The sequence below is a fragment of the Pseudoalteromonas arctica A 37-1-2 genome (assembly GCF_000238395.3).
In the GTDB taxonomy this organism is placed as follows: Bacteria; Pseudomonadota; Gammaproteobacteria; order Enterobacterales; family Alteromonadaceae; genus Pseudoalteromonas; species Pseudoalteromonas arctica.
Genome location: NZ_CP011025.1, coordinates 1855737 through 1878482 on the forward strand (window position 1 = coordinate 1855737; position 22746 = coordinate 1878482).

The window sequence follows — 22746 nt, forward strand, 5'->3', positions numbered from 1 at the left end:
ACAATAAGGGTAAGGAAAATGAACGCAAAACAACTTTTAGCATTGCTTTTAGCAGGCTCATTGAGTGTCACACTAGTCGGATGTAACGAATCATTAAGTGAAGATGATTCAACATCAATACCAGATGGAACCGGTGGAGATACTGGTGGAGATACTGGTGGAGATACTGGTGGAGATACCGGTGGAGATACCGGTGGAGATACCGGTGGAGATACCGGTGGAGATACCGGTGGAGAACCTATTGAAAATGTAGGTACTTGGGAAAATAAAGACGAAGACGGCGATGGCGTGCCTGATGAACAGGATGATTATCCGTTTGATGCGGATAAAACTCAATACCCTGTTTATATTGAAGAAGAGCCTAACGATAACCCATCTGTTGCAAACCCTGTGGAGCTGGGTAAAGGTTTTAAAGTTCAGGGCGTTATTTCCTCTAGAACAGATAAAGGGGATTTATATGGCTTTGATGTTGATGATGTTACTTTCATAACAGCTGTATTTAAAACAGACGCTCCTCGGTTTGACCCTCAAGTATACCTATCAGATTCTGATGGATTAGTACAAGACTCGATTGTTTTATTCCAAGATGAACTTACAAAAACACATATTGTAAACTTTCAAATTCGTGAAAGTGGCCGTTATCAGTTAAGTGTTTTAGACAACAATTACGCAGGTGGCTCTGATTTAAGCTATGAGATAAGTGTTTTTTACGATGAAGATGTAGATGCATTTGACGATCAGAAAGAGCGAGGATTAGGTTCGTCAACTGAAACAAGTGACATGGATCAAGATGGCATTAAAGATGGCTTTGAATTTGTTTTATTGAATAGTCCTGCAGATGTTGACTTTGATGAAGATGGAATACCCAATTGGCAAGATACTGACTCTGATGGTGATTCATTTTCAGACAAAATAGAAGGGATTGAAGATCTAAATAAAGATCGCTTCCCAAATTATTTAGACCGCGATGCTGATGGTAATAGCATTGACGATAAATTGGAAAGTGGTGACTTTAACAACCCTAATAATTTTGATGATGATTTATACATAGATCATTTAGATTTAGATGATGATGGTGATTTAATTTTAGATACTTTTGATACGCAAAGGCTAAAAAAAGCGCAGACAGTAAAAAGAACTGGGCCGGATAGTTTACTTGTTCGCTGGGTTTATAATGTAAACTTTGAAGGACAATCCATTCGAGATTTTATCCGAGTTGGGGATAAAGTAGAATTCGAGGTTGACGGTTTACCATCTGATGCAAATAATTTGGTCTTTATTTTTCAATACGCTGATGACCTAATCAACTTAGAACCAACTATCGCTAGAGTCGAAGAAAACAAAACGTATTTCAGTGTAGAGCTTCCTAGCAAGGTAGGTGAGGCTAATGTATATTTAGCACATGATGAGGTTATTACTGATGCTCTGTTCATTGAAGTCAATGATAGTAAAACACCACTTTTGAAAGATGATAATCGTAATATTAGTGCTGAAGAAACGATTACTCTTGTAGGTGAAAATTTTAATGAGCAGGCGGTTGTCCATTTTAACGATATTGCCGTAAACGCAAACTTAATTGATGAAAATAGATTATCAGTTGAAGTTCCAAAAGGTATCACTGGTGGCCGTTATTGGGTAAGTAATGAATTTGGGAGAAGTAATTCTGTTACTTACATAGTTGAAACTGTGGTTTCGATTAATTTCGACAAGCAATATAATAAATCAGTAGTCTCTGCTGGAGGAATTTTACCAGCTTACGCAAAGCCTATTATTAATGATGCTTACTCTCTTCAATTAATGGGTAAAAAACCTGAAGTCCATTTCACCTATACAAATACAGATTCAAATGAATTAGAACAATTTTTAAGTGCAATAGTCGATCCAAGTAATACTGAAAGTGTTACATTTAGCTATGAAACTACAGCTGTAGCAAGCTTAGCGCTTTATATGTCAATGTATTATGAACCTAAAGGAATCGATAAGCTTGAATTTTCAGCCATGCTGAAAAATATGGATTTTTATAATACTTTTATTAGTGAAGCGAGTCAGCATCTTGAGAGTAATAGCGCTTTTTTTTCACATTCGAACCCACTAAATTCAGCGCAAGAGTTTCTAAGTAAATATAGCGCATTATTTAAAAGTAAATTATCAGCTGAATTGGATAAAACTCCACTTGGGCATTCTCAATTATTGAATAAAACACCAAGATCTTATACTTCAAAATATAGTATGTATACGTATTCCTCGAATGCAACAAACTCTCAAGACATTTCAATTGAGCCATCCATTGTTTCCTACCCTGAAACCAATGGGTCGTGGGACGCATTTGATATGACTATGGATGCAACTACTTTCTTAGAAAACTCAGGGGAAGTTGGAAAAAAGTGTGGTGAAGGTGTTGAAAGCAAATGGTATGAAGTTCTTAAATATGATGGATGTGTCGAGCTTCAAAATAGAAGTCAATTATATCTAAGTACACGGGTATATAGTTTAGATCCAATTACAGGAGAAGTACCAGCAGACTCACTTAATAAGCCTATTTCTGATCATATTGATACACCTTGGCATAAAGACATGATGTCCCCACAATCAGGTTCATTTTTAGGATTAGAGTATTGGTCAGCTGATAGCTTAATAGATAAATGTGTATATAAAGACTGCTTATATCAAATAATAACACCTGGAGTAGCAGGTACTTATGGGCCAAGTATATTTAATTTAACGGGTTCAGAGTCGTATAATTTAAGAGGGCAGGAAGCCAAAAAGATGCTCGCTATACGGACTATTATTGATAATGTGATGATCCGCTTTTTTACTCTTTTGTTCGATGCAGCTGGCTATGACATAAATGACAACTCATTAGATAAAGCTAAGATATCTAAAGCTGTAATTATGGCTGTTTATGATTATTTACCAGCAATAACTCACGAAGTTGAAGTTTTAGCCGGAAAGCCAAACGCTACGCAAGATGACTGGGAAACCTTGGGCTACAACATAGGCCTTGAGATATATAATAAAGAAATAAAGCCTATCTTTTCAGATGGTAGTACTTTCCCAAATATAAAAGTAGGCCCTGCTACTACAGCATTGTTGGCTATATATAAAATAAAACTTCCTGACTTTAGAGAAAAATTAGCTATAAAAATGGCTGAAAAATTTATTCCAATTATCGGTAATGCAGCAGCTGCATACCAAGCTAGTCAGCTTGCCTCAGCGATGATAGATATGGGGAAAACGATAAAAGACCTAGCAGCCGTGCCAACAAAGTTAGATTATGTTGTTACATGGGGCTTAAATTTATCAGATGTATCACCTAGAGCAATACAAAAAACTGGGGAGACAAAAAAGTTTACACTTGTTGGCAGTGGCTTAGCTGAAGTTAAAGGGATATTTAAAGATACACAAGCTGAAGTAATTGTAAAGGATTTAGGTAATAACTTGGCTGAGCTAGATGTAGAGTATTTAGGTGTAGACAAAATAGGTACCCATCTTGAGTTTAGCTTAAGTAATATCAGCCAAATAGAGGCAGTTGTTGGCCCTTTACAAGTAAGTGTAAAACATCGCGATGACGAAGCTACTTTGCCTTATGAAATACTTGTAGGAACTGAGCTTAGTATTATTGATGTAACGCCAAATAATGGTGGGGCTAGTGATAAAATAGAGATTAAAGGGATTGGCTTTAGTAATAAAATAGCTGATAACATTGTAACCTTTAGTGGAGAAAATGGTGTTAGGCTTACTGCACAAATAGAGGATGCAACAACAACTGCTCTAACAGTAGCTGTCCCTAGTGGGGTCCAAACAGGTTTCATTACTGTAGAAGTAAATGATGAGTTAAGTAATGAATTCGATTTTTTTGGACCTAAACAGCTATTAATTACGTTTGGTGATAACGGTAATTTAAAAGATGATGTGTATAAATTAAGCGTAAATGGCAATGTACTTTATGATAATAGCAGCCCTCAACGTAAAATTGGTCCTGTTAGTGTATCACTCGATGAAGGAGAGCATTTAGTAGAGCTTACCGGTATTCGCGCAGATGATGGCATAGGCACCTATTACATCGAATTTGCAGGAGATGTCGCATCAGTAACGGGAGATGCACAATCTGGAAGAGATTTATGCCCCAATACAATAAAAGCGTATTACGTCACAATAGCAAGTAATAGCACCACGAAGATAAAGCCTGCATTAAGTAATAAACAATTAGTATTACAAGCAGAATCGGACGAATCACAAACTGAATGTACAAACTTTTGATTAATGAGGGCTTTTAAAGCCCTCTGCTACAAGGATAAATAATGAATAAATACCTAATTCCACTGTCGTTATTAGCAAGCTTTACATGCCAAGCAGAGCTTGATTTAACGATCCCAAAAGAAAACTGCTTTAAAGCGGTAGAAATAGTAAAAAATAAAGATGAACAGTTATTTAGGCAACTATTCACACCCGTTGATCATATTCCTAATGCTGATAAGGAAATCACAAAACTGATTGACAGTACACATAAAAAATACTTCGGAAAAGAGTACGATGGTATAAAAAACTTTCGTCTTGTTGAATCAAAGCTTGTTAACTACTCTGAGGATACTAAGTATAGTGTTGTTGAAGAAACTTATGAAAGGTGGGGATATACAGAGCAAGCATTTATATATTACAAATTTGATGCCTATGATAAAAGACTTAAAGAGCAGCGCACAGTGTATAACAAATGCCGTTTTGGTCTAAAAGACGGCAAGTGGTATATGGTTAATTTACTGCAAGATTAGTTGGTGCATATTAAAAATAAAGAGCATGTAATTGATATTACATGCTCTTTTTTATAATTTACTGTTGAGATTATCAATGCAAAGCGAAAAGTTAGATATACAATTAGATGATAAGTTCTGGTTTAGGCTCGTAAATTTACCAGAAAAGGACGCCTTGACCCCTATGAGTAAAATCACTATGCCGGTAGTAACAAAATTATTTAGGCTAAATTTAGGAATCGAGTTTTTATTTGCAATCGCATTGGGTGCGCTTGCATTGTATAGTCATGTTTGGGTTGAAGAGGACTGGGTTAGCGGATTATTTTTTATATATATTCCTTTATTCTTGGGACTATGGTTTTTACGAAAGGTGTTAATTTGGCAAAGGTATGGCTTTAATTACAAAGCCGCGTTTGAAGTAAGTAAAGATGAATTAATTATAGTTACCGAGCCATTATCTAAACAGCAACACATAACTATGACTAAAGCCGATATAGATTACATACAATTTAGCTACGGGTATACCCGTTCAAACGGGCAAGGCTATCAATCAAAACAATCACACATTTCCCAAGCGCTTGTGGTTTTAAAAAACAATGAACGCTATACAATCAAACCAAATACCATCGCAACCTTAAACTTGCTTTATCTGTGCATTTATTTTGACTACCCCGTGAGTTACAAGTATGGCCTTACCGACGGCGGTGGCAGCATTGTATTTATTTTGCTGCGGGTTATGTCAATGGGTGGTAATTTTGTAATGATAGGTCTTTATTTGTATTGGATAGGAGCAGGGTATTTGAAAGCAATTCTTTAGCTATTGTAGAAATTTACAACCTAAATGATTATTATAAAGTATTCACTAACACACAAAGTTTAAAACAGTGGGAACGTTATGATTAAAGGATTTGTAAGTATTATTTTAATTGTCGTACTGGGGATCACGCTATTAAGTGTAGGCTTATATCGGTTTGCAATTCAGCCTGAATTTTCACAAACAATTACCTTTGGGTTAATGTGTATTGGTGGACTTTTAAGTATATATGGTTTGCTCGCTATGTTTTATAGAGGACTTACTAAACACTCATATTAAATATGGCTTTAATTTAGCTTAGCGGATATGCAGTTGAGTTACTCTAAATATCACCTCTGATTAAATTGCATACTTTATTTAAATTAGGTACAGTTTATAACCGCAATTGCTTTACGGATAAACCAACAAGGATGGATTCTTGAAAACACCACTATTTTACCTTTCGCTATTGAGTGTTAGCTGTGCTTTTAGCTCGCTAACCTATACAACACCATTGCACGCAAAAACCATTCAGCCATCTACCCATATTGGCACGTGGCTAAACAAAGATGAAGACGCTGATGGTGTGCCTGATGAACAGGATGAATATCCGTTTGATGCCGATAAAACCACAATTACGATTGTTCAAGAAGAATAGTTTAATAATAATGTTGCTGAAGCAAATCCAGTTGGGAGCACCCCTTTTAAACCTGCGGGGATTATTTCTGAAAATGTAGATATAGATGATTTTAAATTTAATATACCCAGTGAAATATTAGCTGAAGATTTATCCGTGACGTTTGTACTTTTTAAAGATGATTCACGTTTTACACCGTCTTTAACCATTATAAATAATAATGGTGATTGGACTTCCCAGCTTTCACTAAACAGTTTCTAACTCAGAAAAATACGCTTCCTCAAACTTAGCAGGTGAAACACCGCCTGTATGCGAGTGACGTTTTTTCGGATTGTAAAACATTTCTATAAAATTAAATATCTCTGCTTTCGCATCATTGCGTGTTGAGTAAATCTTCCTTTTAATTATCCGCTTTTTAATCGTTGCAAAAAAGCTTTCAGCAACTGCATTATCGTGACAATTCCCAGCTCGACTCATTGAGGGTACAAGGTTATGTTCTTTCATAAAGGCTAAGTAATCAGCGCTACCATACTGGCTTCCTTGATCACTGTGCACCATTACGTCAGCTTTGGGTTGGCGCTGATAAACTGCCATGAGCAATGCTTTAATTACTAAGTGCTTGTCCATGTTTTATCCATCGACCAGCCTACGATCCGCCTAGAGAATAAATCCATGACAGTTGCTACATATAAGAAGCCTTCATAGGTTCTCACATAAGTAATATCACTTACCCAAGTTTGATTCGGCGCAGGAGGATTAAACTGACGAGCTAGCAAGTTATCTGCAATGCGTGATGTTTTACCACCTTTAATATGGCGACGTTTATAACCTATTTGCGCTTTGAGTTTATGTTGGCGCATGATCTTAGCTACGCGATTAACACTACATTGCTCAGCAGCTTCACGTAAATCTGCGTGTATCCAAGGACTACCGTAAGCGCCACCACTGGCAACATAAAACTCTTTAATAAGCTTAAGCAAACGATTATCTTCGATTGCTCTATCACTCAATGGCTTCTTTAACCACGCATAAAAGCCACTGCGGTGTAGCTTAAATAGTTTATACATCGCAACAATAGAAAACTCATTTTGATGCTCACGAATAAAAGCGTACTTTACTCGGGGTTGCTGGCAAAGTACCTTGCGGCCTTTTTTAGAATGTCGCGTTCCTCCGTGACACGTTTTAGCTCGGCCTCAAGCTTGGCGCTCCTTAGCTGTTCATCTGATGATTTGGTTTGTTTGGGTTTCTCTGATAACTGGCTTCGCCAGTGATATAACGTTTTGGTACAAATATCTAATCGTTCTGATACTTCAGCAACTGAATAACCACGTTCAGTTATTTGTTTAACTGCTTCTATTTTAAATTCTTGGGTATACCGTTTGCCTTTGCTCACATAACACCTCTAATTAGAAGTTACAATGTAACTCATTGGGTGTCTAGCAAACTCTGGGAAGTCCAGACCATACCAGCATCAAACAGCGTTTAACGTATGCAAAGGATGGCAAGCAACCAAAACAACTACTGCGCTTTGCAGTCGTGCCACGTCAAATTATGCCAAAAGGGCTACCGTTTGAGCTTAAATCGTACCTTGAACTTGTTGAGTTAACAGGACGTTGTATACGTGAAGATAAGCGAGGGTATATTGAAAATATATATTTGTCTTTACTAGAAAGAGTGAGTATATCCCCCGAAAACTGGTTAAAGCTTACAACCCAATTTACGCGCGTATTTCATGGCGCAGTCGGCAGACCAGCTTCACAAGCAAGTTATTGTGAAAACTTAAACCGAAAGCGGCGAGCGAATATGAGTAACTGCGAAAAGCTATTTGCATAAAACTTAAGCTACTCAGTAAAACTGTTCAGTAATAAATCACAACTGCAACATGCAGTCATTTTCATAAGCCGAATTTAGGTTTAAGCGTGCTAATTTGTTTTTTATGGATGAAATGTAAGTAACCGAGTATTAAAAGATAAATTCTTAACAAAAGAATTAAATTTAATGGCAACGTTTTGTTTGTTCAATTAAAGTGCATGTCTAGTTTAGTTTAATGTTGTTATCTCAAGTAGTTCGAATAAGCTTGTGGTAAAAGTCCCTCAAGGTGTTAAAACAGGTGATGTAAATGTAAAGGTTAAATCTGTTCAAGCTAAAAATGCATTACTTTTTACTAACAGAGAAAGCGGCGCAACAGTGAGGTTTGGCGATAACGGAAACCTAAAAGATGATATATTCACTTTAACTTTTAATGGGGCCAGTAAACAAATTTCGTTAGGTCAACGTAAAGAAGAAATTTTTACATCGTTAACCCCAGGTGACTATAAGGTAATATTAACCGCAAATGATATTCCTGATGGTCGCGGTACATATTATGTTTGTTTTTCTGATAACATAACCGTATTGTCAGGCAGTAGCCCAGTAACAGCAAAAACTGTTCTAGCGAAGGCTGGCGATACGGTTTCGTGGAATATTAAAGTAGGGCAAGCTACCGGAAAAACCATCAGTAACTGTTCGCAAAGTGCCATTCAAGCAAACAGTACGAACAAAGTGAGCATACTTAATAACATAGATTAGGAAATCATATGAAACTCTATAAATTTTTAACATTACCATTATTATTATCTAACCTTGCTTATGCTGAGTCGGAGAAAGACTTAATTACTAAAATGTGCCACGACAATGCTATAAAGATCGTAAATAAGGATTTCGATTCCTATATACAAGATTTTCATCCAAAGGTTCAAGCTGTAAATAAGGCTAATTCATTTTCATATATGAAAAAGAAGTTTCTAAAAAAAGCAGCTAGATATGATGATTCGATTAAAACAGCTGATTACGAACGTACATTGTTTATATTAATAGATGAAAAAGATAAAGACTTTTTATTTAACATAGAAAAAAAAGTTCAAGTTGAAATTGGGTTTTTAAACATAGAAACAGGAAGTTCCCATTTTCTCTGTGACTATGGCTTAGATAAAGAAACTAATCAGTGGTATAAAACTAGTCTTTAATCAGTTTCTTATATTAAGCACATAGCTTATTGCACAAGAACAATTGAATTGTGTGATTTTTGAACGGCAAGAAAAATAACACTAAAAACAATAACATGCTGGAGTTTAATAAAGTACTTAATTTGAGCGCTTAAGATTCTTAGCGAAAATAAAGCCACGCTTAATTTTCATGGTGAATTAGTGGCGGATCATGGTGTAATTATGAAGCAAGAACTGTTGGCCCTGTAGAGTTTGAATATTCATTGTAAATTGGTTAGCTAAATAGTTTTTACTGCATCGCAATACGCTAGAAGAAGGAACCTTTAAAACGTGAAAGATTCACTCTCGCACTATATATATAACAATGTAAAAAACATGCCTGTTTTTGCTTATAATGATAATTATAAATTAAAAAATACGGGGCGATGGCCCCAAAAAACAACAAAACAGTGGCTAATTTTTTTTGTAATAAATACACTTGTTGCCGTTATTCTTGGGCTAATTGGCATAGACCTTACACCGAACAAGTATCCTACGTATTCAGATCCACAACTAATCCAATCAATAGTTTTAAATTTATTACTCATAAATACAATCCGCTTTGTTATATGGGTTAACCACAGTATTAAATGTGCCAAAGATTTAACCGTAGATAAACATACAGGCTGTGTAGAAACCATTGAATTTACTAAGCCGGTTAAAGTAACGGTAAAAGTATTTCCGACTAAAAGTACTGATTTTAAAATTATTACCGGGGCAGTAATTGAATACCAGAACAATAAAAAACAGGTTTTTAATCGCTTATCGATATTACAGCTTCCTGAATTTGTAGATTGGTTAAAAGAGAAGCATGGTGTAAGTATTGATTTCAAAACTTCATTAATTACAAAATTCCCACTGTATTCTTTATTGTTAATTACTTTTTTCTTAATGATTTTGTTATTTTTTATCTAATCCGTCAAAGGGGAACTTTGATTTTATAAAAGAGGCTTTATGGACTTTTTGTGTAACAAGTTTAGGCGATTTACTAACTCATATAGCGCGGATGAACGCCTTGAGAAAGAGTGTCAAGCCGATTTAACAACGTACCCTTTATTAAAAAACTTCACTAAAAAGCAACTCTACCTACACAGTGTAATAGCTTACATTGTTGGATTTTTATTAACCTGTTCTTTTATAAGTGAAGGTAGGGTGTACGATACCAATAATAGGCCTGAATATGTTGTACTTTATTTTATCGGCTTTTACTTTGCTATTTTAATTGCAGTTTTGTTTTTTAAACGTGGCAGTAAACAATCAATTACTCTGTATCAAGACTATTTTGAGTTTAAAGGCACTGGTAGTGTAAATAAAAAATTTTACTATCGGGATATTGAAGAGGTAACCGTGGGTAAGTTTGATTACACTATAGTTAAGCGTATTCGCGGAACGGTTAGTCGCCATGAAAATATTAAACTGCCATTTTTTACTCATGCAACATTTTTATTTACTAATAAAGACACGCTGACAATTAATCGTATAAACCTGTTTATGTTCCCTGAAATAATAGAAGTAATGACCAAAAGAACAGCTGTTGAAGTATCTTATTTGTTCCCACCTTTTATAAAGGCTATAGCAATTATGTTTGTAGCACTGTTTTTAACAGTACTCTCAAGCATAGTTATTGTGCAAACATACTTAGCTTAATAGGCGTTAATTGTTACTTTAACTTAGTTAAATTGGCCGTTGGTATTTAGGTCAAAAACCCTAACTAAATAAGGAAGGCTTAGCCTTCCTTTTTGTCATGAAAATTCATTTTTCGTGTTGGTGTATCAATGAGTTACAAATTACGAAAGTAAAGCAATGAGCAGCTAATATTTAAAGATAATGTCGGTGTCTCAGGGGTTATATTTCACTTTTTGTTGATGTGCTTAGGCGCATGGCTAATTTATATTAGTGTAATAGGTATATATAAAACTGGTGAGTTGGTTTTGTCCAGTATAATAATTTTATTGGGTTTAGTGCTGTGCACGCCGGTATTAAAGGTCAATAAAGTAATACTAAACGCTAAAAATAAAGATATTGTGAGTACACGATCTTGGCTTGGCTTCGTTACTAAAAAAAAGCATATTATTAATTCACAGTTATCCCTTGTTGAAGTAAGTGGCTTTACAACCGGTGAGTTTGAAAAATTATTTGATCCAGAAAAGCCGATACTAGAGCATTTTTCAATGAAGTTTTTTAGTTATCCAGAGCTCACAATGAACATGGCAACACTATCAGACATTTTAAAATTAGTTGCTTTTTAGAGGCGCATTTTGATACTGATTTGGCGCTAGTTGCAGGTAATCGTAGGCATAAATTAAGTATTGATGGTTTAAAAACTAAAAGCACAGAGTCAGCTGATATTCCTAATGATCGTTACTTTAAACAAAGCAACGGTGGTGAGTTAATAATAACAGCTAGACCCGTAACATCACCGCAATTTTGCTCGCTCTTAATGTTAATTTGGTTGTTTACATTATTTACTATTTGGTTTTTATTTAATCATGAACACCTTGTAGGAGCTCAATATTTACCAGCATTTGTTCAGTCAGTTTTATCAGTAATATTAATTGTGTTAGGGGGTTATTTAAGTACGTTAGTTATGGGCCGGAAACGGTTTAAAGTCAGTAATGAAGCCTTAATAATTAAAGCTACTGGGGCCAAAAACAAAGTTATAAAGTTAGACGATGTTTGGGACGCTGCTAAAATCGCGCGAAGGACTTACCTGTTAACTAAATCTGGCGCGATTTACTTAGATTATAACTTACCAAGAAAATACAGTATCACGATACATAATTGGTTTGCTAAATCAATCAACAAATAGGTGCCTATAGATGTGTAAGTTTGAAAGGCTGTCTTAAATTAGGTACGATAGCTTTATGAATTAAATAGAATTAGTTTTAGACAAATAATTAATACTTTTACGGACTAACAAAACAAGGATGGATTCTTGAAAACCCAACTATTATACCTTTCATTGCTAAGCGTCAGCTGTGCTTTTATCTCGCTAACATATACAACACACGTTCACGCAAAAACACTTCAAGTATCCTCACATGTAGGCACGTGGCAAAATAAAGACGAAGATGGTGACGGTGTACCTGATGAGCTCGATGCTTATCCCTTTGATGCAAGTAAAAGTGATTACGAATTAGTTAAAGAAGAAGAATTTAACAACAATCATGATTTAGCTACTATCGTACCAGAAAAGTTACCAGTTAAACTTTTTGGCCGAATTCAGCAAGCGAACGATCAGGATTATTATAAAATTAAGCTTAAAAAAGATGTGGCAGTAACCGTACTTTTATCGTCTTTAAGTCATGAATTTAAACCTGGTATGGCAGTAATGGATAGCTCTGTAGTAGCCATAGAGTCGTGGGCACCAAATTTTACTGCTGTTGGTAGATATAAGCGGGCCATTCAAGTAAAGCCGTCTGAGTCTGGCACATACTATATCGTTATTAACGATAAAGAATTTAGAGGTGAGGGGGCTTACGATTACCAATTGAATGTGTTTGTAGATGAGGATGTAGATGCAATTGATGACTCTGTAGAGCCTGCTTTTGGACTGCAAGGTTACACTCAAGATACAGATGGCGATGGCGTTTATGATGGTACTGAGTTTTATGTGTTTAATTTAGACTCAGCGTATGCTCATGATGTTGATACTGATGGCATTCCAAACTGGCTTGATGATGACTCCGATAATGATGGTATTAAAGATGTGCTTGAAGGTGCACTTGATTTAGACAAAGATGGTCTGGGCAACTTTGTAGACTCTGATTCCGATGGCAACACGGTTGCTGACAGTAAAGATGCTGGGAATGCTCAAAGGCCTGTAAATCATGATAAAGACGAATTAGCTAACTTTATTGATTTAGATGACGACAACGATTTAATTTTAGATATTAATGATCCAGAACCACTCACTTCAGCTAAAAATGCAGAATATGGAACTATTAATTATTTAGAAATTAGTAACATCTATTATTTATTAAATAGCAGCCAAGAAATTGAAGGCGTTATTTTAGCTAACCAAAAACACCGTGTTTACGGTGAAAACTTAGCAACTGGTTTTTTAAATTTTAATATTGAAGGCAGTGCAGTACCCGTTAATATAGCTGTTAATGCAAATGGGCAAGATTATGTTGATTTTGTAATGCCGCGTAATGCTACTAGCATTAGTTATAGCTCAGCAAATATAAGTACAGCACCTACAGCACTAACGTTTAATAAAAAATTCTCGCCGATAATAGCCAATCAAGGCGTTATAGAATCATCAGCAAATACTGAAGTTATTTTATCAGGTAAAAACTTTTCAGACGATACTTTAGTGTATTTAAACGAGGTAGAGCTTACCCCTTTAGCAACTTCTCCTACTAGCTTAAGTTTCACAGTTCCTACAAATGCTGAATCAGGCAAATTATATTTAAAAAACAGTTATGGAAAAAGTAACGCATCTAAAATTGCTGTATATAGTGAAACAACACTAACAATAGATGACTCCTTGTCGTTTGCTAATTCTAAAGTGGTTGCAAGTACATTTATATCTGGCATAGAAAAAACGGTCGATATTAACAATAGTGTTGCTGTCGTGCCTGTATCTAGCAATAACGCCACAACGATTACCTTATATTTTGGTGATGAACAAAAGTATTATTTAAATGCACTTTATTTAGGGCAGGCAGATTTACAAATCACACCACTATTTATTGCTGCATCTACTGCATGGGGCTTAAGTGGCGTGAACCAAACACAACAACTCGCAAAATTAAGAGCTTTATTCACACAAGCACTTAAGCTAGATGAAGTGATTGAGTTTGCAGATTATATTATAAAAAATAATAACCAATTGCCTAAATATAAAAGCAAAGAATTTACGACTTTAAAATGGGCGGCTGCGGATGCAATTACTGCTCATATTAAAAAATAAAAAGGACATTTTTATATGAAAGATAAATTAACCACACTTTTAATTACGGGGCCTTTATTAAGCTCATCTTTTTTATCAATGGCTAGTGAAGTGCCGTCTAAAGAGTATTTTAATAAACGCTGTATGGGCGCATGGCAAAACATTAAAGCCGGAGACCGAGAGGCTTTATTTGCAGAGTTACCACCTAAATTACAAAACTGGAATGAAGGTAAAACAGCATGGAAGCAAGTGGATAAAGCAATAAAAAACTACAAAGAGGATTGGGAGCAATTAAATTTAAATAATTTGAAAATAACGTTGTTAGATACCGCCGGAGAAGATCCTAATGGTAATGAATTAGTATCAGGTTTACAGAGTTCAGTAGATAAACGAATGGCTCGTTTTTACCCTGAAGCCACTCGTGAATTCACATTATTTTACACTTTTATAAATAAAGAGCGTAACGGGAGGAAATCATGCTCATTTTTAGAGTTTGATAACGAATGGTATATGTATCATAGACTACTTTGATTATTATGGACTTTATATCTGAAAAGCTTACGCATACATTTGAAGTATGTTTTGCACACAAGCGCTGGGTGCCTTATACGCGAATAAAATCGTTTTTAGGTATGTTACTAGGGGCGTTTGTCGCCTCCTTTTTTATTGATGGTCAACCGAGTTACTCAAATGCTGACCAAACACTGAATACCATGTTTGTGGTTACCCCGTTTTTGTTTTTTGGTTTGGTGCTATTGCAATCCTCGTTACAAAAAACATTTTATAACGCCGATGTTTATGTTACGCCTAGTGCCATAACCATGCCGGACTTTAAAGGTGAGCGTGAAGTATTTATCGCCTTTAAAGATATAGAGGCGATGTATATTAGTTACTTTCCGTTGACGCCGCTGCTGTGGTTTGGCTCTTACATAAGTACGCATTTAGCTATTAAATCAGTCAATGGTGAACGTTATGGAGTACATACGTTTAATTTAAGTGACTATAGAGCAATTGTTAATTACTTAACGCAAGTGCATAACGTAAAAATTAAACACCGTTTTTCATGGTGGACGTTAACCTACTTATCTCTTTTCCCAATTGGGTTTTTATTGGGCTTTATTGTTTAATTTATTTAAAAAACTAAGGAAAGGCATGAAATTAAAATATCTATCAATCCCACTACTTGCTAGTGTGTTAACTGGGTGTGGCACACAAAATGTTGTTATGACAAAAGCGATTAGCTTTGAGGCATCAAAATTTATGCGCGAAATGCTAAAACACAGCCTTTTTTGGTTGTTGAAATAGAAGGTGATGGAAAAACGGGTACCTGTAAGATTGACTTTCCAATAGGTATGCTAAAAAGCAAAAGAGCGATTAAAGGCACCGGCTCTGAACTGCGAATGCGTTGTAAATATGATGATGTTAAAGGTTATGGCACGGGTTATACACATGAATATAAACACGCAGAGTTACACCACTTAGGTGATAACAAAGCCACGTTATCGTTAAATGTAGTGCTGTATACACGCAAAGAAGATTTTTCCATTGAAGTGAAAACATTAAAGCCAATTGAGTTTGAATACACGCTCTAAATAATAAATACACAGGAAAATGTTAAATCTTAGAAATAAAGTAAAAGCGATGTCTTATAAGTGAAAAGCATACTAACAAAGAGACATCATTTAACTGCCCCAGCAAAATTCAATCAACTTATCATCAATTATAACGGATTAAGCAATGTTTAAAAAAGTGATCATATCTTTACCCTTGTTATTCAGCTGCGCACATGCGTTTGCAGCTGAGCCCAATGTAGAGTTTAACGCTAAAAATAACCAAGCAGATATATTTATAGAAAAATGCCAGTTATGGCGAAATGCCATGCGCGACGATAATAAAGAGGTTATGTGGAGCTTTGTAGAGGAAAAATATAAAGGTACGCTTAAACCTAAAATGGCTAAGAAAATGGAAAAAGTGGCTTCTAGTCATCGGCAAGCTCTCGATGAAGCTGGGGTTTATATTAAACGCGCTGAATATTTATCGACAGAAGTACCAAAAGAAGTAGCTCAAGTTTTTATAAAATGGGGTAATGGTAAAAAAATGAATTTTAGTGATAGCTGTGTGTTCGAGCTGTTGCCTGGCACGACAAAATGGGTGTTAGATATATAGCTAGCTAGGTATTAATTAAAAGTTGACTTTGTCATATTAGACCAGCGATATGCATCGCTGGTTTATTTTTTGAGTACTAAGCAAGACTCATATAATAAATAATAAATATAGCAATAAAATAAGGAGTGTTCGTGCAAGTAAAGTTAATGAGCGAATGGGTTACCAATTTTTTGGCTGTCATTTTTTCAATGACAATTATATTAAGTGTACTCAGTGAAGATATACAGTCAGTTGTAACTAACACTATTTTTGTTGCTGTGTTGTTCGCTTTTCAACGGCGACTTATACTAAAAAACAACGCATTAATAACAAAAAGCCAGTTTGCACTGCTGGGTAAAACTATTTACGTATTTAATAGACAATCGATAGACCTTTCTGCGATAACAGAGGCTGTACTTACACAAAAACGCCATAAATATGATCTCAACATTACCTATGAGCAAGGTGGAGGTCATAAAATCAGCCACTTTTCGTTTTGGCGGCAGGGAGAGCTAGTTAAAAAGTTACTTGCTATGAGTAGTGTAAAATACGTTTTTAAGACGAGCGCAAAGCAGCATACCCAGAGTGTAAATAGAGGCGAAAGAGGGAATGCAACTAAAGAAACGGTATCAGACATTTTCCACCTGAATAGCTCTCGCCCCACAGATATAAAAACACATCACAGTATCTTACGATTTGCTTTGCCGTTGCCAGATAACAAAAAAAAGATCGTATTTAGTGTCGTTGGAGTATGTTTATTTTTTGCTATTATAGTCGTTGTATCAGCACAGAACTGGATCGCGGGCTGTGTACTTTTAGCCGTTGCTTATCTCAGTTATTGGTTAACAAAGGCCCACCTATGTAATAAGTATTATTTTATTTCTGAATCACCGCAAAGTGATATTGTTGTCAGCGATAATAGTTTACTGCTGCCAGCGTTATTATTTGAAGATAGACAAGCACATGAGTTTAAAAAGGAGCAAGTGCAAAATATAGATTTAAAATGGAATTACTATGTTGCAGGCAGTTTTCTAACGGATGCTACTTTTCAAAGTCGTGGAGTAAAGCAGCCTCATGTCGTAGAGTTGACTTTCGTAACAGAGCAAGGGATGACCTTAGCTCTCAGTGGTACTGCTATTGATGGGCCTGCGTTGTTATTAGCGCTAACTCATAATCAATATCCAGTATCCATTGAAAGAACTAGTAAGCAGGCATTACCTATGCTGACTCATATTCGTATTGCGGTGATATTCGCAATTATAGGGATTATCATATCTTCAATGATACGCTTTATTTGAATTCAAATAAGTAATTAAATATCGTACTCTAATTTACTATGCTAGTTAGCAACTTTGAGATATTCCATCTGCTTATTTTTTACGAAAAAAGCTATGAAGTAAAAATTAACGACACCCACTCTAAATTTTAACATTTCGAAGTTTTAGGCTAATTTTAGTTAGTATAATAAACCCCAGTGGATTCAATCGTAATGAAAATGTCATTCGGCTGACATTTAGATAGCTTCGAGATCCAATCATTGATGGCTAAATAGTCAATCTTTCTGTTTTTGAAGCATTTAAATTTGCTGCCGCTCTTGGCTTGATTTAACAATAAATAGAGATCGAGCGATTCTTTGCTTACATCAATTCCAACATTTAATCTTATATCAATGACTCCACTTGTAGATACTGCATCATTAGTAAATCACTAAGTGCTCGGATACCATCCAGTATTAGAGAAAGTAAAATCAGGGGATAATCTACAGCTCAATGTTAAATATTACGTGGTACAACATCCTCACTGATTTTAGAGCTTGGAGATAGCTAATTATCCCAAACCTCAAGATATCAGTTCAACACATTTAACGGCGGAAGTATTTGCAAGATCAGCGCGGCAACATTAGCAAATATAGAACGGATTACATTGGCGTTTAGATATAGAATTTAAAGAAGGTGCAGCGCCTGTATTTGCAGGGTTAAGGCATATTGCATTTAATTAATTAAAGGCTGAAACCAGTTTTAATAAAGGTATGCCAGTAAAGCAGAAGAAAGTTATGCACAGAACAGCTTACCTTGAAAGGTATTGATTTATAGTGTATTTCACGATCTTCTCCTGGGCTGATTACAAAGTAGGTTCAAACTTTACTTTTTTAACAAATACGTTACTGATAAGCTATTAGGTACGGTTAATCGATTTTAACTTGCTGGCTATTATTTACGGTTATTACATTTTTAAGGAGAAAATTTTGAAAAGTATTTCTAAAGCTATATTATTTTTGAGTATTAGTTTATGTGGTTATGCACACGCACAAAATAACCTAACACTTAATTATCAAGTCACTAAAGAGTTAAATCATTTTGCATACATTAAAATAAAAGTCACCGATAAATACCTTCGTACAGACTATGTTTTACCAAATAAAACCTTTACAGAAATGACTATTAAAGATGATGGTCAATATATTTTAGATCATCAAAAAAATATCGCATACAGATTAGATTATGCTTTAAATAAAGAAAATAGTGATAAAGCTTTTACTGATATGATGAAACACGCGCCAGGGTTTACTAAAGAACAAATTTATGAAATGAGCTTAGATCCTAAAAACGACCCTAATAATTATATCGCTTACGAAAATGAAGGAGAAAACGTATTTATAGGGTATTTTGATGATGAAAAAGTCCAAACAGTAAAAACGAGCTCATTCCCAAACCAATTTCTATCATCTGCTGAATATACTTGGCTTTTAAAACGAGCACGAGAAGATACTTATTTTGGAAAAGCTTTTGTTGGTTTTTTAGATGTGCCTTTAATAGATTTTATGCGTAAATTTAAGTACGACACAAATCAAATACCGACAGAAATATCATTGCATAATGAAGGCAAAGCTGTTTTTTTAAAGACTGTTAGTAACAGTGTAATAGATGAAAGCGAAGTTGAAATAGAGCCTCAGTTTATGATTAAAGACATAACTAATGAATCGGTTCAATTTTTGAAGAATTTAGAGAGTATTGCTAGGGAACAAGGAGTAATAGAATGAAAAAAACCACAAAAAAACTCATTAGATTAATGGCTGCGTCACTTATTGGTTTAATGCTTTTGAGTTATGGGCTCTTAGCAATGACTCTTGATACTGAGTCTAATCCAATAATCAACTATATCTGTATAGGAGGAGGGTTTATTTTCTGCATGGTTATAGTCATATTTGTTGTGAAAGAAGGTCTGAACAATCAGAGCATTCCTAAATAATCCTTTAGGTTCAACGTTTGTTTATCTTGAATTAACCTTTTGCAAATACAGCTTTTTAGGTAATACATTAGTACTTTAATATGTAAAAACATTAAAATTAATAACGATAACTAATTAGTTTTGGGGTCCTTTTTAGCCATTAATGCTCTATAATATAGCGAGTAGAATTTTATGGTGAAGATAAATGTTAAAAAGGAATAATTTTTTGAATGTGACAAAAAATAATAGACTAATGCTCGTTGCAACAATAATATTTGTTCTTATAGCTTTACCATCTCTGTATTTGTTTGATCAAAAAGTAAGAAGTGATGTTTACCATTCAGCTCAAATAGAATTAAAACGTGAGCTTGAAACAAAAAGCCTTTCACTAAAAAAACACCTTAAAGATAGTGTTACCGCAATCCGCTTTTTAGATGCAACTCCTCCTATTCAAGGTATTACCCGCGCAAAAGAAAATAAACTGATTGATCCAATTCTTGGAACACCCATTGATATTTGGCAGGAGCGTTTAGCAAGTATTTTTACAGGCTTTATGCAGACTGATGACACTATATTGCAAGCTCGCTATATTACGCTCGAAGATGGTGGACAAGAAGTTGTCAGGGTTGATAGAAACCAACTCGGAGAAATTAATCGACTGCAAGGTCTGCAATTACAAAAGAAAGGCCAACGCGATTACATGATAAAAGCGAGTATGCTCGATAATAAAAGTGTTTATATTTCTCCAATTAACTACAACCGTGAAAATGGGCAGATACAAGAACCTTATATAAGCACTTTTCGTGTAGCTAAACCTGTTTTTGATGAAAAAAATAAAATTTTTGCAATATTAGTTACTAACTACTTTGCTGATAAATTAATAAAAAGTTTAACGGTTGAATCTCCACAAGGAACACAAATTTACCTAATGAATAATGAAGGTGAATTTTTATATCATCCAAACCCTCAATTACGCTTCGGTTTTGAATTTAATAAAGCAAAAACATGGACTGAAGAATTTTCCATTGCAAGTACAATGGCAGAGCAAGGCACTTTACCGCTAAGTAATTACCCAATTGCTTACACGTTAAAAAAACGTATTTCGCTTGATGGTGATATTGCGATGTTACCTTTAGAGCTTGGTGTAAGTGTTGATACTAAAACGTTGTTTGCAAAGGTGAACGAAAGGCGTCAAAACTTTATTGCAATGCTAGTGGTATTCTTTAGCGTATTTTTAGTTATTGCCTTTTTATACCAACGTTTTATAAACCGTAAGTTGTTAATTAATTCTCTAAAAGAGCAAAACAATAAAGTAATAGAAAATTCTTTGGATGCTATTTTTACAATTGAGCAAAACGGCGAAATTGTTCACTTTAATAATACAGCTAAAGAGGTTTTCGGTAATTCAATTTCAGGCATTAGCCCTGACTTTGTTTCTTTATTTGACTTAAATGAAGCCGATAATAACTGTATAGAAGAGACTATTTCAAACGGAGCAAAAATGCCGTTTGAAGCTATCTACACAGATGGTTATGGCAACAAACAATACTTTTCAATTACGCTCAGTAGTATTTTTGATGTCTACAATAACCGTTATCAGGTAGCGGCTATTTTAAGAAATATTAGCTCATTAAAAAATACTCAATCAGAGCTTGAAGGCTTAAACAGTACTTTAGAGCTAAAAGTATCACAAAGGACTGTTGAGCTAGAGCGAGCAATTGATCAAGCATTAGCAGCGAGCCAAGCAAAAAGTGACTTTGTAGCAAATATATCTCACGAAATACGCACACCGATGAATGGCGTTTTGGGTATGCTTGAAATGCTCAAAGAAGATGGCTTAAGTGAGCAACAATACCATTACTTAAAATTAGCTAATAGCAGTGCTAACTCTCTGATGAACCTGATTAACGATATTCTCGATTTTTCTAAAATAGAAGCGGGTAAGCTTGATATTGATAATCATACATTTGATGTTGTTACAGTATGTAGCGATATGATTAGCTCTTTAGCGTTACAGGGCCAGCGCAAAGGTCTTGAAGTATTCTTAGATACAAAAGATGTAGTAGACAGAATGGTTATTGGTGACAGCCATCGACTGAAACAAATTTTAATTAACTTAGTTAATAATGCATTTAAATTTACCCACCGAGGTGAAGTAAGTTTAACTGTCGGCTCTAAGTACATTACCGACTCAAAGTTATTAATGAGCTTTACAATAAAAGACACGGGAATTGGTATAGCGCCAGAGAACATAGACAAACTATTTGAAGTGTTTACACAAGAAGATTCAAGTACAACCCGTCATTTTGGCGGTACAGGTTTAGGCTTATCTATATGTAAAAAACTTGCTCAGTTAATGGGTGGTAATATTACGGTTATAAGTGAAAAGGGTGCTGGTAGTACCTTTACCGCAACAGTTGAGCTACATGTAGCACAAGAGAAAAAACTAAACACAGGTATTGAACTTGCTACTAGCATTAACGTAGCGGCATTAATAGCGCGCGATAACGTTTATAAAAACGTGTGCGATTTATTGCTACTAACCTGTAAAGTAAATGCAGAAAACATTGTAAGACTCGACTACTTTAGTGAGCATAAAGAGTTTGAAGCTGACTTATTATTGATTGACGATGAGCATCCTCAAATTGATGCGTTAATTGATTACTGTAAGCAGTTTAATAAAAAGTACGTCTTAATTTTACGCGACATGGTGACCGATAAACCGACTAAAATGATATTACCTGAGGGTAGCCACATTCTAAATAAACCGCTTACCCAAGATCAATTTAGCTATAAGTTAGCCAGCTTATTTGGTGCCAGTAATGATTGCATTATAGCGCCACCAAAAGGCTTAACAGAAGAACAAGTAGAGCCTGACCTATCTGCTTATCATATATTATTAGTAGACGATAATATGATAAACATTGAAGTTGCTAAGGCGATTTTAAAGCGCACAAAAGTAAAAATCACCTGTGCATCAGACGGTGTAGAAGCATTAGAAGCATTAAGAGAAAACACAGAGCAAGCTTTTGATGTTATTTTAATGGATTGCCAAATGCCTAACTTAAATGGCTACGATACAACAAGTGAAATCAGAAATAGTAAGGCCGGGGTAGACTACACTTACATACCTATTATTGCTATGACAGCAAGCGCAATGGAAGGTGATAGAGAACGTTGTTTAACTGCAGGCATGAACGACTATATTACTAAACCAATCAAGCCAAGAACGCTAAAAGATAAGTTAATCACCTGGCTAAGTTAATAGTGATTAA

General features: G+C 35.1%; 21 protein-coding genes and 2 pseudogenes. 22 read left to right on the plus strand and 1 reads right to left on the minus strand.

The genetic code is table 11. The annotated features are described in order from the left end of the window. Positions 1-18 precede the first annotated feature (18 nt). The 5 genes from PARC_RS08330 (at position 19) to PARC_RS08350 (ending at position 6199) form a co-directional block, all read left to right on the plus strand. On the plus strand, positions 19-4260 hold the full coding sequence (locus PARC_RS08330) for a cell shape-determining protein (RefSeq protein ID WP_010552705.1): 4242 nt from the start codon (positions 19-21) through the stop codon (positions 4258-4260). A gap of 41 nt (positions 4261-4301) precedes the next feature. Further along, on the plus strand, positions 4302-4769 hold the full coding sequence (locus tag PARC_RS08335) for a hypothetical protein (RefSeq protein ID WP_010552706.1): 468 nt from the start codon (positions 4302-4304) through the stop codon (positions 4767-4769). Positions 4770-4932: 163 nt separating this feature from the next. After that, positions 4933-5565 carry a hypothetical protein gene (locus PARC_RS08340; protein ID WP_148664649.1) on the plus strand — a complete coding sequence of 211 codons (633 nt, stop codon included), beginning with the start codon at positions 4933-4935 and terminating at the stop codon, positions 5563-5565. A 78-nt stretch (positions 5566-5643) separates the two neighbouring features. Next, positions 5644-5841 carry a hypothetical protein gene (locus PARC_RS08345; RefSeq protein ID WP_010552708.1) on the plus strand — a complete coding sequence of 66 codons (198 nt, stop codon included), beginning with the start codon at positions 5644-5646 and terminating at the stop codon, positions 5839-5841. A gap of 139 nt (positions 5842-5980) precedes the next feature. Then, positions 5981-6199 (plus strand): hypothetical protein, encoded by a 219-nt coding sequence (locus PARC_RS08350; RefSeq protein WP_010552709.1) that lies wholly within the window; start codon positions 5981-5983, stop codon positions 6197-6199. A 225-nt stretch (positions 6200-6424) separates the two neighbouring features. Here PARC_RS08350 and PARC_RS08360 read toward each other — a convergent pair. Beyond that, positions 6425-7571 (minus strand): annotated as a pseudogene (locus PARC_RS08360) (IS3 family transposase). A gap of 65 nt (positions 7572-7636) precedes the next feature. Here PARC_RS08360 and PARC_RS08370 point away from each other — a divergent pair. The 17 genes and pseudogenes from PARC_RS08370 to PARC_RS08445 all read left to right on the plus strand — a co-directional run. Continuing rightward, positions 7637-8011: pseudogene (locus PARC_RS08370) on the plus strand (hypothetical protein); the annotation flags it as partial. A 246-nt stretch (positions 8012-8257) separates the two neighbouring features. Further along, entirely contained in the window at positions 8258-8746 is a 489-nt protein-coding gene (locus PARC_RS08375) for a hypothetical protein (protein ID WP_010552715.1), read from the plus strand. 8 nt (positions 8747-8754) lie between these two features. After that, positions 8755-9183, plus strand: coding sequence for a hypothetical protein (locus PARC_RS08380; RefSeq protein ID WP_010552716.1), 429 nt, complete (start codon positions 8755-8757; stop codon positions 9181-9183). Between the two features lie 354 nt (positions 9184-9537). Beyond that, positions 9538-10116 (plus strand): hypothetical protein, encoded by a 579-nt coding sequence (locus PARC_RS08385; RefSeq protein ID WP_148664650.1) that lies wholly within the window; start codon positions 9538-9540, stop codon positions 10114-10116. A gap of 39 nt (positions 10117-10155) precedes the next feature. Beyond that, positions 10156-10848 (plus strand): hypothetical protein, encoded by a 693-nt coding sequence (locus PARC_RS08390; protein ID WP_010552718.1) that lies wholly within the window; start codon positions 10156-10158, stop codon positions 10846-10848. A gap of 377 nt (positions 10849-11225) precedes the next feature. Then, complete coding sequence (locus PARC_RS21475) at positions 11226-11450, plus strand: hypothetical protein (RefSeq protein ID WP_148664651.1); 225 nt, start codon at positions 11226-11228, stop codon at positions 11448-11450. Between the two features lie 191 nt (positions 11451-11641). Next, positions 11642-12010 carry a hypothetical protein gene (locus PARC_RS21545; protein ID WP_158522940.1) on the plus strand — a complete coding sequence of 123 codons (369 nt, stop codon included), beginning with the start codon at positions 11642-11644 and terminating at the stop codon, positions 12008-12010. A gap of 126 nt (positions 12011-12136) precedes the next feature. Beyond that, complete coding sequence (locus tag PARC_RS08405) at positions 12137-14119, plus strand: IPT/TIG domain-containing protein (RefSeq protein ID WP_010552721.1); 1983 nt, start codon at positions 12137-12139, stop codon at positions 14117-14119. Positions 14120-14134: 15 nt separating this feature from the next. Beyond that, a complete protein-coding gene (locus tag PARC_RS08410; protein WP_010552722.1) occupies positions 14135-14629 on the plus strand; it encodes a hypothetical protein in 495 nt (164 codons plus the stop codon). A 5-nt stretch (positions 14630-14634) separates the two neighbouring features. Then, positions 14635-15225 (plus strand): hypothetical protein, encoded by a 591-nt coding sequence (locus PARC_RS08415; protein ID WP_033013010.1) that lies wholly within the window; start codon positions 14635-14637, stop codon positions 15223-15225. 25 nt (positions 15226-15250) lie between these two features. Further along, positions 15251-15403, plus strand: coding sequence for a hypothetical protein (locus PARC_RS21550; RefSeq protein WP_158522941.1), 153 nt, complete (start codon positions 15251-15253; stop codon positions 15401-15403). Beyond that, positions 15388-15690 carry a hypothetical protein gene (locus PARC_RS08420; RefSeq protein ID WP_010552724.1) on the plus strand — a complete coding sequence of 101 codons (303 nt, stop codon included), beginning with the start codon at positions 15388-15390 and terminating at the stop codon, positions 15688-15690. Before PARC_RS21550 ends, PARC_RS08420 begins: the two co-directional genes overlap by 16 nt. 145 nt (positions 15691-15835) lie before the next feature. Continuing rightward, positions 15836-16264, plus strand: coding sequence for a hypothetical protein (locus PARC_RS08425; protein ID WP_010552725.1), 429 nt, complete (start codon positions 15836-15838; stop codon positions 16262-16264). A gap of 131 nt (positions 16265-16395) precedes the next feature. Further along, the gene (locus PARC_RS08430; protein ID WP_010552726.1) at positions 16396-17541 is read left to right on the plus strand and encodes a hypothetical protein; all 1146 of its coding nucleotides are present in this window, start codon (positions 16396-16398) and stop codon (positions 17539-17541) included. Between the two features lie 947 nt (positions 17542-18488). Then, the gene (locus PARC_RS08435) at positions 18489-19283 is read left to right on the plus strand and encodes a hypothetical protein (protein WP_010552727.1); all 795 of its coding nucleotides are present in this window, start codon (positions 18489-18491) and stop codon (positions 19281-19283) included. Further along, positions 19280-19492: a hypothetical protein gene (locus PARC_RS08440; protein WP_010552728.1), complete on the plus strand. Its 213-nt coding sequence runs from the start codon at positions 19280-19282 to the stop codon at positions 19490-19492. The genes PARC_RS08435 and PARC_RS08440 overlap by 4 nt, the downstream gene beginning before the upstream one ends. Positions 19493-19724: 232 nt before the next feature. Then, a complete protein-coding gene (locus tag PARC_RS08445; protein WP_033013009.1) occupies positions 19725-22736 on the plus strand; it encodes an ATP-binding protein in 3012 nt (1003 codons plus the stop codon). Positions 22737-22746: the final 10 nt, after the last annotated feature.